The following is a 13529-nucleotide window of genomic DNA, read 5'->3' as shown; positions in this document are numbered from 1 at the left end:
CATAAATATAAAACAAACAAAAAACAACACAGAAAAGGCATAAAAAACAACACAAAACAACGCTGTTCTCTTGACTTTTTATGCGGATTATGTTATGATCAGTGAAGAAACGTCAAAGAACCAAATGCCTTAAGGAGGAAAATGAGCATGGTAAACGAATTTGAAATCAAAAAACAGATCTGTGACATCGGAAGAAGAATCTACAATCGTAACATGGTGGCAGCTAACGACGGAAATATCTCTGTAAAATTAAATGACAATGAATTTCTTTGCACACCAACAGGTGTTTCCAAAGGTTTCATGACACCAGAGTTTATCTGTAAAGTTGATGCCCAGGGTAATGTGATCCAGGCTAATCCGGGATTCAAACCATCATCCGAGATCAAGATGCATATGAGAGTATATGAGAAGAGACCGGATGTAGGATCTGTTGTACATGCACATCCTATGTATGCAACATCTTTTGCAATTGCAGGTATTCCGCTTACACAGCCGATCATGCCAGAGGCAGTTATCGCTCTTGGATGCGTTCCGATCGCTGAATATGGTACACCTTCTACAATGGAGATTCCGGACAATCTTGAAAAATATCTTCCATATTTTGATGCAGTTCTTCTTGAAAACCACGGAGCATTGACATGGAGCACAGACCTGAATGCAGCTTACATGAAAATGGAATCTGTAGAATTCTATGCACAGCTTCTGTATCAGAGTAAATTACTGGGTGGCCCGAAGGAATTCGATGAGAAGAATATTAAGAAACTGTATGAAATCCGTCGTAAATTCGGTATGGCTGGTAAACATCCGGCAAACCTTTGCCAGAACAAGAGTGGTATGAACTGCCATAACTGTGGCGGAGCATGTCATGATGGCGGTGAATTCAAGAAATTCCCTGGATATCAGTATGATTTCGTTGGCGGTGACTGTGGATGTGCAGAAGAAGCTCCTGCACAGAACGATGCACAGGTAGTTGCTGAGATCACAAAGAGAGTTATGGAACAGCTGGGAATGAAATAAATATTTGAATGATTAAGGAGGACAGTCTCATGCCAATTAATGAGAACATGGTACAGTCAATTGTACAGGAAGTAATGGCAAAGATGCAGATTGCAGACGCTCCGACCGGTAAACATGGAATCTTCAAAGATATGAATGATGCTATCGAGGCTGCAAAGAAATCTCAGCAGATCGTTAAGAAGATGTCCATGGATCAGAGAGAGAAAATTATTACCTGTATTCGTAAAAAAATCAAAGATAATGCAGAAGTACTGGCACGTATGGGTGTTGAGGAAACAGGAATGGGAAATGTAGGAGATAAGATCTTGAAACATATTCTTGTTGCTGATAAGACACCTGGAACAGAAGATATTACAACTACTGCATGGACAGGAGACAGAGGTCTGACTCTTGTTGAGATGGGACCCTTTGGTGTGATCGGAGCCATTACTCCGTGTACAAATCCAAGTGAGACAGTACTGTGCAACACTATGGGTATGCTGGCAGGTGGAAATACAGTTGTATTTAATCCTCATCCTGCAGCTGTCAAAACATCTATTTATGCAATCAATCTGCTGAACGAGGCTTCTCTGGAAAACGGTGGCCCGGACAATATCGCAGTTACAGTTGAAAAACCTACTCTGGAAACAAGCAACACTATGATGAAGCATAAGGATATTCATCTGATCGTAGCAACAGGTGGCCCTGGTGTAGTAACTGCAGTGCTTTCTTCAGGTAAACGTGGTATCGGAGCCGGAGCAGGTAACCCACCGGCACTGGTTGATGAGACCGCAGATATCCGTAAAGCAGCTCAGGACATTGTAAATGGATGTACATTTGACAATAACCTTCCATGTATTGCTGAGAAGGAAATTGTTGCAGTATCTTCTATTGTAGATGAACTGATGCATTACCTGGTAAGCGAAAATGACTGCTATCTTGCATCCAAGGAAGAGCAGGATAAGCTGACATCAGTTGTTCTTGCAGGCGGTAAACTGAACCGTAAATGCGTAGGCCGTGATGCAAAGACTCTTCTTTCTATGATCGGTGTACAGGCGCCGGCAAATATCAGATGTATTGTATTTGAAGGACCGAAGGAACATCCGCTGATCACAACTGAGCTCATGATGCCAATCCTGGGTGTTGTAAGAGCCAGAGACTTTGATGATGCCGTAGAACAGGCAGTATGGCTGGAGCATGGCAATCGCCATTCCGCACATATTCATTCAAAGAATATCGATAATATCACAAAATATGCAAAAGCAATTGATACAGCAATTCTTGTAAAGAATGCTCCGTCTTATTCAGCGCTTGGATTTGGCGGTGAAGGATATGCTACCTTTACAATTGCCAGCCGTACAGGCGAGGGTCTTACCAGTGCAAGCACATTTACAAAGAGAAGACGCTGCGTAATGGTAGACAATTTATGCATTCGTTAATCAGTGTATTAAAGGAGAGAAAAGAACATGGATATGAATAACGTGAATATTGAAGAAATCGTAAAACAGGTTCTCTCCGGCATGACAGGAACAGCACCGGCAGCAGCTGCATCCAGCAACAGTGGTGCAATTCCTAAAACAGCCAGAGTAGCAGTGTTAACAGAAAAAGAGCATTTTGAACTGAAAGAATACCCGATTCCTCCAATCGGAGATGATGACATCCTGGTTAAAGTAGAGGGATGCGGTGTCTGCGGTACAGATGCACATGAATTCAAGAGAGATCCGTTTAATCTGATCCCTGTAGCTCTCGGACATGAGGGAACAGGTGAGATCGTTGCAATGGGTAAAAATGTTAAAGTAGATACAGCCGGAAAACCGGTTAAGGTTGGTGACAAGGTTGTTACCTGTATGATCTTTAAAGATGATCCTGATATCACAATGTTTGACCTGAACAAGAAAAACGTAGGCGGTGCTGACGTATACGGACTTCTTCCGGATGATGATATACATCTTAACGGATGGTTCTCAGATTACATCTTCTTAAGAGGCGGAAGCTTTGGAACTACATTCTTTAATGTAAGTGATCTGGATTTGGATTCCCGAATCCTGATTGAGCCATGTGCTGTACTTGTACATGCGGTAGAGAGAGCAAAAACAACAGGAATCCTTCGTTTCAACAGCAGAGTTGTTGTACAGGGATGCGGACCGATCGGTCTGATCTGTATCGCAGTACTTCGTACTATGGGTATTGAAAATATCTGCGCTGTAGACGGAAATGAGAAACGTCTTGAGTTTGCCAAGAGAATGGGCGCAACAACAAGCGTTAACTTTATGAACTTCAAGGAAACAGAAGCACTGGCTGAGGCTGTTAAGGAAGCACAGGGTGGACATCTTGCAGATTTCGCTTTCCAGTGTACAGGTAACCCGAAGGCTCATGCAAATATTTATAAATTTATCCGCAATGGCGGCGGTCTTTGCGAACTTGGATTCTTCATCAATGGTGGAGATGCAGTGATCAATCCTCATTTTGATCTCTGCTCCAAAGAAATCAATCTGGTTGGATCCTGGGTATATACTCTGAGAGATTATGTTACAACCTTTGATTTCCTCAAGAGAGCAAATGCAATCGGTCTGCCAATGTCCGAACTGATCACTGACAAATTCCCGTTAGAGCAGATCAATGAGGCGCTTCAGACAAACCTGGCTATGACAGGATTGAAGATCGCGGTAGTAAATAAATAACAGGCCTGGCAATAGAGGAGAAACGAAATGGCAGAAGCTGTAGGAATTTTAGAGGTATTTGGACTTACAACAGCCTTTGTAGCAGGCGATGCCGGATGCAAGGCAGCAAATGTCCGTCTGGAAGTGTTCGATAAGAATAAACCAGCTAATGCTGACAGCCTGCCGGTGCCGCTCCTTGTCTGCATCAAGTTCAGAGGAAGTGTAACGGACGTTACAGCGGCTGTGGAAGCAGGCATGGAAGTTGCGAACAGAATGACTGGTGTGGTACAGCATTATATCATTCCGAATCCCGAAGAGGGAACGGAGAAAATGCTGAAGATCAGCGCCCTGGATAAGCAATAACAGTTGCATATCCTTGAATTATAAGATAAGATGTAACTGTTCAGTACTCAGCTGAATACGGAACAGTTATGATAAGACATCAATAGAAAACCGAAAACGTAGCTGCAGAACAAGAACAGTTATCGTTGATTCAGGAAATTCAGGAGGAATAGAAAATGGCACAGGAAGCATTAGGAATGGTTGAAACCAGAGGACTTACAGCAGCAATTGAAGCAGCTGATGCAATGACAAAGGCAGCTGAGGTTTCACTGGTAGGAACAGAGAAAATCGGATCCGGACTTGTAACAGTTATGGTTCGCGGAGATGTAGGAGCTGTTAAGGCAGCAGTAGAAAGCGGAAGCGCAGCAGCATCCAGACTTGGCGAATTAGTAGCTACACATGTAATTCCGAGACCTCACAATGATGTAGAGAAAATCCTTCCAAGCATCTGACCAGTCACGGTAGTATAAATTATAGAGTACTGTACATATCACATTGTGCAGTGATCTAAAAGGAGTTCGCTCATGAGTAAATCATATGGTTTTATAGAAATCACTGGTGTTGTAGCAGCGATTGACGCTCTTGATATCATGTGTAAAACTGCAGACGTTGAGCTGGCGTCATGGGAACGTAAGCTGGGCGGACGACTGGTTACCATTATAATTGAAGGCGATGTGTCTGCCGTAACAGAAGCTGTAGAGGCTGCTGTGGCAGGCGCGATTAAGAAACCGGTAAGTTATGCAGTGATTGCCCGACCACATGAAGAGATTGTCAAGATTGTGGAATTAAGTGCAAGCCGCTGGAAGAACCAGGCGAAACAGGGGGATGAATGATGGCTGAAGAAAAGAAACCTGAAGCAGAGAATAAAGCTCCCGGAAAGGCTGCTGCTCCCAGAAGAACAAGGAGTACAGCTTCAAAAGCAAAAACTGCTGTGAAGAAAGAAACGTCAAATGAAACAAAAGCTGCAGCAGCTGGAACGGCGGCAAAAACTACAGAAACATCGAAGAAAACGGCAATAAAAAAAGAAACAGTAAAAGAAGAAATTCGTGGAACAGTATTTCATAAGGAGGAAAAAATCATGACACAGGAAGCATTAGGAATGGTTGAAACCAGAGGACTTACAGCAGCAATCGAGGCAGCTGACCAGATGTGTAAAGCAGCTAATGTTGCATTAGTAGGAACAGAGAAAATCGGATCCGGACTTGTAACAGTTATGGTTCGTGGAGACGTAGGAGCAGTTAAATCTGCAGTAGAGAGCGGAAGTGCAGCAGCATCCAGACTTGGCGAATTAGTAGCTACACATGTAATCCCAAGACCACACACAGATGTAGAGAAAATCCTGCCTGTATTAAAATAATTTAAAGTCAGTTCTGACGGAAAGCAGGTGTATTCTTGGAAACAAATAATATTGAAATGATTACCAGATTGGTACTTCAGGCAATTGACCAGAATAAAGAAACGGGAAATGGCTTTGTTGTTCCTATTGGAGTTTCCGCAAGACATATTCACTTGACACAGGAGCATGTAGAAGCATTATTCGGACCTGGATATCAGCTTACAAAGAAGAAAGCACTTATGGGTGGACAGTTTGCATCTAATGAGACTGTTACTATTGTAGGGTTGAAGCTTCGTGCTATTGAGAATGTGAGAATCCTTGGACCTGTACGTAAGGCTTCACAGGTTGAGGTATCTGCTACGGATGCAATCAAACTGGGAATGAATGTACCGGTTCGTGAATCAGGTGATATTGCCGGAAGTGCTCCGATTGCTATCGTAGGACCTAAGGGTGCTATTTATCTGAAGGAAGGCTGTATTGTGGCTATGCGTCACATTCATATGTCTCCGAAGGATGCTCAGGCTGCTGGTGTAAAGGATGGAGATATCGTATCCGTGAAAGCTGATAATGAAAGAGGAACTATCTTTAATCAGGTTAAGATCCGTGTGGATGACAGCTTTACTCTGGAAATGCATATTGACACAGATGAAGCAAATGCAGCAAAAATTGCCACAGGCAATACAGTAACGATCATTAAATAATATATTTATTCATTTGATAACCGTATATGCTGAGGAACAGCTATACGGTTATCGGTGAATGAGTTGACATAACAATAATAATTCGGAGGCTCATATGATAGTAGGCAAAGTGGTTGGGAGTGTTGTTTCCACCCGTAAATGTGAAAAATTAATAGGAAATAAGTTTATGATCATCGAGCCTGTGCATCATATGAAGGGTGACCTCAGCCAGCTTGTTGCGATCGATATGATCGGAGCAGGAGTGGGAGAATATGTATTGGTGGCACAGGGTAGCGCAGCAAGAATTGGCTGCGGCGTAGAAACAGCACCGGTAGATGCGGCTATAGTCGGAATCATTGATGACGGTGCGGGATTGGAGTAACGCCATGGAAATCAAAGAATTACAGGATATTATACAGCAGAATGGTGTAGTAGGTGCCGGTGGAGCGGGATTTCCTACCTATATGAAGCTCACAGATAAGGCAAATACCATTCTTATGAACTGTGCAGAGTGTGAACCATTACTGAAATTACACAGACAGTTATTGGAAAAACATGCATATGAAATTATGAAAACATTCCATATGATCCAGGAAACGGTAGGGGCTTCTGAAGCGATCATTGGAATTAAAAAATCTTATGTACAGACAATTAATGCGTTGAACCAGCACATTGAGGAGTTCCCGGGAATGAGACTTCATCTTCTGGACGAAGTATATCCTATGGGTGACGAAGTTGTACTTATTTATGAAGCTACAGGACGAGTGGTACGGCCGGGCGGACTGCCTATTGAGCAGGGAGTAGCCGTATTCAATGTAGAAACTGTTTATAACGTATATCGTGCGGTTGAGGAGAAGCAGCCGGTAACTGATAAATATGTATCTGTTGTTGCTGAGGTAAGTGATCCGGTCACAGTGAGAGTTCCTCTGGGATGTACACTGGAGGAAGTTGTTGCCCAGGCTGGAAACACAACAGTAAAAGATCCGGTCTATTTTGTCGGTGGTCCGATGATGGGACGTATCGGAAATGGTTCTGATCCGGTGACTAAGACAACAAATGCGATTTTGGTACTGCCAAAAGACCATCTTATCGTAGCGAAGAAGCAGCGGACTTCTTCCATAGATTTAAAACGTGCAGCATCTATCTGCTGTCAATGTAATACATGTACTGATTTATGTCCGAGACATAATCTGGGACATCCCATTGATCCTGCAAAATTTATGCGCGCAGCAGCAAATCAGGATTTCAGGGATTTGAATCCATATATTGATGCATCCTTCTGCAGTTCCTGCGGTGTATGTGAGATGTATTCCTGTCCTCAGAGTCTGGCACCGAGAAGCCTTCTGGCTGATATGAAGGGCGGACTTAGAAAAGCCGGCATCAGACCGCCTCAGGGCGTACAGCCAAAACCGGTTCAGGAATCAAGAGAATATCGTAAAGTTCCTGAAGAACGTCTTATGGCACGTCTTGGTCTTACAAAATATGACAAGGATGCACCTCTCCACGAAGAACTGATACAGGTTAAGAAAGTAAAAATTCTTCTGAGCCAGCATATCGGAGCACCTGCTCAGGCAATAGTAAAAGCAGGTGATACGGTAACCAGAGGACAGATGATCGCTCAGCCTGCACAGGGCTTAAGCGTAGGAATCCATGCTTCTGTCAATGGAAAAGTGACAGAAGTGACAGACCGTTATATCATAATTGCAGTAAATTAGAAAGGACGTGCACAAAATGAGTAAAGCAATCGGAATGATTGAATTTAAAACTACAGCTACCGGCGTTACCGCAGCAGATGCTATGGTAAAAACATCTGAGGTAGAGATCATCGAGGCTCAGACCGTATGTCCTGGTAAATATATTGCAATTATTACCGGTGACTTAAGTGCGGTAAAAGCAGCTGTTGATGCAGCAGTTACTACATATGAGGATAAGTGTATTGACAGTTTTGTACTGGGTAATCCTCATGAATCTATTTTCCCGGCTATTTATGGAACCACACAGGTGGATGAAATCAGTGCACTGGGAATTTTGGAAACCTATGATGCGGCTTCTATCATTGAGGCTGCAGATCAGGCAGCGAAAACAGCGATCGTTGATTTGATCGAACTTCGTATTGCAAAAGGTATGTGTGGAAAATCATATATGATGATTACAGGTGAGGTTTCAGCTGTAGAGGCTTCTATTGAGAGAGCAAAGCAACTGGTATCTTCCAAGGGAATGTATCTGGATTCTTCCGTGATCGCACATCCTGACAGACGAATGATTGACAGTATTTTGTAAGATCTTAGATTGAATGTTTGAGAATTTCCTCAGTAAAGGGGGCAACGAGTATGCTTGCATTGGAGAGACGGAAACTGATTCTCGATAAACTACAGGCAGAGAAGCGGGTTGTAGTCAGTGAACTCAGCCAGCTTTATAATGTCTCTGAAGAGACCATTCGCCGTGATCTGGACAAGCTTGAAAAAGAGGGTCTTGCCATAAAAAGTTACGGTGGAGCGGTGATAAATGAGGATATAAGCATTGATTTACCTTTTAATGTCCGTAAAAACCAGAATGTTTCGGGAAAGCAGAAAATGGCGGAAATTGCAGCTTCCCTTGTAAATGACGGAGATCATATTTTTCTGGATGCCAGTACCACAGCGGTTTTTGTGGCAAAGGCTTTGAAAGGAAAAGAAAGACTTACTGTGATCACCAATTCTCTGGAGATTCTGCTGGAGCTGGCAGATGTATCCGGATGGAATATTATTTCAACAGGCGGAGTTATGAAGGAAGGCTATCTGGCCTTCCTTGGCTCTAAAACCGATGAATCTATCCGGTCTTATTATGTAGATAAGGTTATCATTTCCTGTAAAGCATTGGATCAGGAATGGGGAATCATGGAATCGCAGGAGGCATTTGGCTCAACCAAAAGAGCTATGATGAAATCAGGACGCAAGAAAATTTTGGTTATAGACAGTACGAAATTTGACCAAAAAGCTTTTTCAGTTGCGGGAAGTATGAAAGAAGTAGATATGGTTGTAACTGATAAAAGACCTGAGGACAGGTGGAGGATATACTTTGAAAAACTGGGTATAGAGTGCAGATATCCTGTCTGAAACCAGAGAAAGGGTTACTGTGTACCAAGTGGACAGTAACAGAAAAGGAGCATTATAAATGAATAACTTCAGTACGTTCGAAATGAAAACAGCCATCCATTTTGGCGATAATGCCCTGGACAGACTGAAAGAAATCCCATACAAAAGGGTTTTGATCATTACCGATCCATTCGTAGTACAAAGCGGAATGGTGAATCTTATTACTGCACCGTTAAACAGTGCAGGAATTGAATATGATATTTTTTGTGATGTGGTGCCGGATGCACCGCTGAATAAGATTGCAGAAGGCGTAAAGAAGTTTCTTCAGTATCAGCCGGAGGCAGTTGTTGCAGTTGGAGGCGGTTCTGCCATTGATTCTTCCAAAGCAATCCGTGAGTTTGCCCTGAAGATCAATAATTACGGAAAAGTAGGCCTGATTGCCGTTCCTACTACCAGCGGTACCGGATCAGAGGTTACATCCTTTGCTGTTGTAAATGATACAGAGGCACATGTAAAATATCCGTTGATTGCTGACAGTCTGACTGCAGATGAGGCGATTCTGGATGCTGAGCTTGTAAAAAGTGTGCCGCCGGCTATTACGGCTGATACAGGTATGGATGTATTTACCCATGCGCTGGAATCCTATGTCAGCATAGCGCATAACGAGTTTTCTTCAGCCCTTGCAGAGAAAGCAATCGAGATTTGCGGAGTATTCCTGTTACGTGCCTATCTTGACGGCAGTGACATGCATGCCCGTAAAAAAATGCATGTAGCATCCTGCCTGGCTGGATTGTCTTTTAATACAGCAGGACTTGGAATTACTCACAGTATGGCACACCAGCTGGGAGCTATGTTCCATATTCCTCACGGAAGAGCAAATGCTATGCTTCTTCCCCATATTGTTGAATTTAACTCTGATATTAATAAACATAGTAAAAGCCAGAAAGAATATCTTCCGGCAGTGAAGAGATATGCAAATGTAGCCCATATCCTTGGACTCAGTAACTATAATAAGGTTATGACAGTGCGCTCTCTGGTAAACTGGATTCAGTTTATGCAGAAAGAGATGAACATTCCGCTGACCATTCAGGAACTGGGAACGATTACACCAGATGCATACTTTGGAGCAATTGATAAGATGGCAGATGCTGCACTGGCAGATGCCTGCACAGCAAATAACCCCAGAGTACCAGCCAAAGAAGATATTATCAGGATTTATAAAAAACTGTGGTCATTTTGACCAGTTTATAGGGCTTGCTGAAAGCCCTTTGGGCCCGGACATTGTGCCGGGCTCTTGAAAAAGGTAATTTATTGCCGCTGAAATCAGAAACTCAGTTAACCGGAAACATTCTGCACATTACAGGAGATGAAAAATATGAGCGTATATACAAAACGGGGAGATAAGGGAATTACAGATATGGCCCGTACCAAAAACGTCTCCAAGTCGGATGACCGTATCCAGCTTGTAGGAGCAATTGACGAGCTGAACAGTCATATCGGGCTGGTAAAGTGTATGCTGAAATGGGAAGAAACGGTAAAAATGCTGAGTAGTATACAGGATAATCTGGATCTGATCGCAGCGGGAGTAGAGGACCCATACAGCAGAGATTTTAAAGTCAATGAGGAGATTGTTGACAATCTTGAGAAAGAGACGGACAGACTGGAAGAATTATGCGGACAGCAGGCTGGAAAAAAAGTATCCGGGCAGAACAGGACTGCAGCAGAAATAAACGTAACCCGGGCGGTAGCCAGAAGAACGGAACGGTGTCTGGCACAGGTTGCTGTGAAATTTGGAGCAGATACGGAAAGCAAGAAATATCTGAACAGATTATCAGACTATTTATTCCTTCTTGCAAAATATGTGGAGTTATCTGATGCCTCAGGATGGACAGAGGATCAAAAGGTGGAAAAGCAAAATATAGAAAAACAAGATGTGGAAAGGCAGAAAGTGAAAACACAAAATACTGTTTCTGAGATAAGTAATGGGATTGATGAAAAAGTTGTCCGTGAAGTACTGGCACAGATGGGAATACAGTCCAGGATAACTCTCAAAAAAGCCAAGGCGCTGATTGAAAAAATTGAAGAGGAATCCATACGGCGGGGCATGAATTCTGTGATCGCAATCTGTGGACCTGAGGGAAATCCAATTGCAGTTCATGTAATGGATGGTGCTTATCTGGTAAGCTATGATGTAGCTGTAAAGAAAGCATATACCTCAGTAGCCGTAAAAATGTCTACCAGAGAACTGGGTGAGCTTGCCGGGCCGGGTGGTACATTTTATGGAGTGGATACACTTGAAAGCGGAAAGATTGCAATATTTGGAGGTGGAGTGCCGTTAAAATGTGGTAATACCATCATAGGCGGCCTGGGAATCAGCGGTGGTACCTCAGAAGAAGATCACAGTCTGGCAGAATATGGACTGACTGTTTTGCGGGACATAATGTAGAACTTGTGAGAAACTTGTGTGGCTGCAATGATCCTGCAGTTACTGCCTGGAAAGGATTTGAAAATTTTGACAAAAAATCAAATACTGAAAAAATATTTTGGATATGATACATTCAGAGAAGGACAGGAAGAGGTGATTAATACCATTCTTTCCGGAAGGGATGTTGTGGGTATTATGCCTACAGGGGCAGGGAAGTCGCTGTGTTATCAAATTCCGGCACTAATGATGGGAGGAATCACTTTGGTGATTTCTCCTTTGATTTCTCTTATGAAAGATCAGGTAAGTGCCTTAAATCAGGCTGGAATACTGGCTGCATTTCTTAACAGTTCATTGAGTGAAATGCAGTATTATACAGTGCTTAGGCTTGCGAAAGCAGGAAGATACCCTATTATCTATGTAGCTCCGGAGAGATTGCTTAATGAAGAATTTCTGGATTTTGCCCTTCATGTAAAGATTTCCATGATTGCAGTGGATGAAGCTCACTGTGTGTCTCAATGGGGGCAGGATTTCCGCCCCAGCTATCTGAAGATCATGGAATTTATAGAAAGGCTTCCCGACCGTCCGGTTGTAAGTGCCTTTACAGCTACTGCCACACAGGAGGTTAAAGAGGATATTATTGATATCCTTCAGCTTCAGGAGCCTTTTGTGACCACTACGGGATTTGACAGGCAGAACTTGTTTTTTTCTGTGCAAACACCCAGGGATAAATATGGATTTATAAGAGATTATGTGGCAGAACACAGGACAGAAAGTGGAATCATATACTGTATTTCCAGGAAGCTTGTGGAAGAAGTGTGCCAGAAGCTGATTCAGGAGGGATATTCTGCAACCAGATATCACGCAGGGCTTTCTGATGAAGAAAGACGGAATAATCAGGATGATTTTATTTATGACCGCTGCCAGATCATGGTTGCCACCAATGCATTTGGAATGGGAATTGATAAGTCTGATGTCCGGTATGTGCTTCATTATAATATGCCTAAAAATATGGAAAGCTATTATCAGGAGGCAGGACGTGCAGGGCGTGATGGAGAACCGGCTAGATGCATATTGCTTTACAGTGGGCAGGATGTGATCACCAATCGCTTTTTTATTGAAAATAATCAGGAAAATCAGGAACTGGATCCTGTAACCAGAGCTATTGTGCAGGAGCGGGATGAGGAACGTCTGAAAAAAATGACATTTTACTGTTTTACCCATGAATGTCTCAGAGAATATATTCTAAGATACTTTGGAGAGTATGGTCCTAATTACTGCGGAAATTGCCAGAACTGTCTTATGGAATTTGAAGAAGTAGATGTGTCTGCAGAAGCATGCAGTATTGTCAGATGCGTGGATGAGTGCAGACAGCGGTATGGTGTGAATGTGATCCTGGATACATTGCGCGGTGCTAATACAGCTAAAATCCGCCAGTACCATATGGAGGAGAATAGTTGTTATGGAAAATGCAGAGAAATCCCCATATACAGGCTGAGACAGATTTTTAATTTCCTTCTGGAAAAAGAATACATCAGGCTTTCCAATGATGAATATACATTGGTGAAGCTTACAGACCGTTCGGAATTGCTTTTGAATGAAACATATATTCTGACTATGAAAATGGCAAAGGAAGAGCCGAAAAAAATTAAGAAAAAGGAATCCAAAGAAAACAATAAGTCTAAAGCTTCAGGCATTTTGCGGGAGGAGGATGCACCTCTTTTTCAAAAACTGCGTCAGCTTCGTATGGAAATTGCAAGAAAAGAAAAAGTGCCTCCTTATATTGTTTTTTCAGATAAAACACTGGTACATATGTGCATGATCAAGCCTCAAAATAAAGAAGAAATGCTGAGTGTTTCCGGGGTAGGGGAACATAAATATGCGAAATATGGACAACAGTTTCTGGAGGCTGTCAATCAAAAATAGCAAAATACCAAAAAAGAGAAATAAAAAATCGGCAATACTGGCAATTGACTGAAAATAGAGAGAGACGTAAAATAGTCCTATGAAACAAAAAAA

Annotated in this window: 15 protein-coding genes; all 15 read left to right on the top strand. The window is 42.6% G+C overall.

Annotated features, from left to right (window positions below; translation table 11 throughout):
- Positions 1–147 precede the first annotated feature (147 nt).
- Entirely contained in the window at positions 148–1017 is an 870-nt protein-coding gene (locus H8Z82_RS07045) for a class II aldolase/adducin family protein (protein ID WP_186994690.1), read from the top strand.
- Positions 1018–1046: 29 nt separating this feature from the next.
- Positions 1047–2435: an aldehyde dehydrogenase family protein gene (locus H8Z82_RS07040; protein WP_019162715.1), complete on the top strand. Its 1389-nt coding sequence runs from the start codon at positions 1047–1049 to the stop codon at positions 2433–2435.
- Positions 2436–2462: 27 nt separating this feature from the next.
- Entirely contained in the window at positions 2463–3677 is a 1215-nt protein-coding gene (locus H8Z82_RS07035) for a zinc-binding dehydrogenase (RefSeq protein ID WP_019162714.1), read from the top strand.
- Between the two features lie 27 nt (positions 3678–3704).
- Positions 3705–4019, top strand: a complete 315-nt coding sequence (locus H8Z82_RS07030) for a BMC domain-containing protein (RefSeq protein ID WP_019162713.1) — start codon at positions 3705–3707, stop codon at positions 4017–4019.
- 155 nt (positions 4020–4174) lie between these two features.
- On the top strand, positions 4175–4450 hold the full coding sequence (locus H8Z82_RS07025) for a BMC domain-containing protein (protein ID WP_019162712.1): 276 nt from the start codon (positions 4175–4177) through the stop codon (positions 4448–4450).
- 72 nt (positions 4451–4522) lie between these two features.
- Entirely contained in the window at positions 4523–4831 is a 309-nt protein-coding gene (locus tag H8Z82_RS07020; protein ID WP_019162711.1) for a BMC domain-containing protein, read from the top strand.
- A 245-nt stretch (positions 4832–5076) separates the two neighbouring features.
- Positions 5077–5355: a BMC domain-containing protein gene (locus H8Z82_RS07015; protein WP_005427721.1), complete on the top strand. Its 279-nt coding sequence runs from the start codon at positions 5077–5079 to the stop codon at positions 5353–5355.
- A gap of 56 nt (positions 5356–5411) precedes the next feature.
- Entirely contained in the window at positions 5412–6035 is a 624-nt protein-coding gene (locus H8Z82_RS07010; RefSeq protein WP_330699333.1) for a phosphate propanoyltransferase, read from the top strand.
- 94 nt (positions 6036–6129) lie between these two features.
- Positions 6130–6396, top strand: coding sequence for a EutN/CcmL family microcompartment protein (locus H8Z82_RS07005; protein ID WP_019162708.1), 267 nt, complete (start codon positions 6130–6132; stop codon positions 6394–6396).
- A gap of 4 nt (positions 6397–6400) precedes the next feature.
- Entirely contained in the window at positions 6401–7729 is a 1329-nt protein-coding gene (locus H8Z82_RS07000; RefSeq protein ID WP_186994689.1) for a 4Fe-4S dicluster domain-containing protein, read from the top strand.
- A 16-nt stretch (positions 7730–7745) separates the two neighbouring features.
- Complete coding sequence (locus H8Z82_RS06995) at positions 7746–8294, top strand: BMC domain-containing protein (RefSeq protein ID WP_019162706.1); 549 nt, start codon at positions 7746–7748, stop codon at positions 8292–8294.
- 50 nt (positions 8295–8344) lie between these two features.
- Complete coding sequence (locus H8Z82_RS06990; RefSeq protein ID WP_019162705.1) at positions 8345–9109, top strand: DeoR/GlpR family DNA-binding transcription regulator; 765 nt, start codon at positions 8345–8347, stop codon at positions 9107–9109.
- A 58-nt stretch (positions 9110–9167) separates the two neighbouring features.
- The gene (locus H8Z82_RS06985) at positions 9168–10328 is read left to right on the top strand and encodes a 1-propanol dehydrogenase PduQ (protein ID WP_019162704.1); all 1161 of its coding nucleotides are present in this window, start codon (positions 9168–9170) and stop codon (positions 10326–10328) included.
- A gap of 135 nt (positions 10329–10463) precedes the next feature.
- Positions 10464–11534 carry a cob(I)yrinic acid a,c-diamide adenosyltransferase gene (locus tag H8Z82_RS06980; RefSeq protein WP_019162703.1) on the top strand — a complete coding sequence of 357 codons (1071 nt, stop codon included), beginning with the start codon at positions 10464–10466 and terminating at the stop codon, positions 11532–11534.
- A gap of 66 nt (positions 11535–11600) precedes the next feature.
- On the top strand, positions 11601–13436 hold the full coding sequence (gene recQ, locus H8Z82_RS06975) for a DNA helicase RecQ (protein WP_186994688.1): 1836 nt from the start codon (positions 11601–11603) through the stop codon (positions 13434–13436).
- Positions 13437–13529: the final 93 nt, after the last annotated feature.

The organism is Blautia difficilis (assembly GCF_014297245.1).
Classification (GTDB): domain Bacteria; phylum Bacillota; class Clostridia; order Lachnospirales; family Lachnospiraceae; genus Blautia_A; species Blautia_A difficilis.
This window is presented reverse-complemented; position numbering and strand designations above follow the sequence as displayed.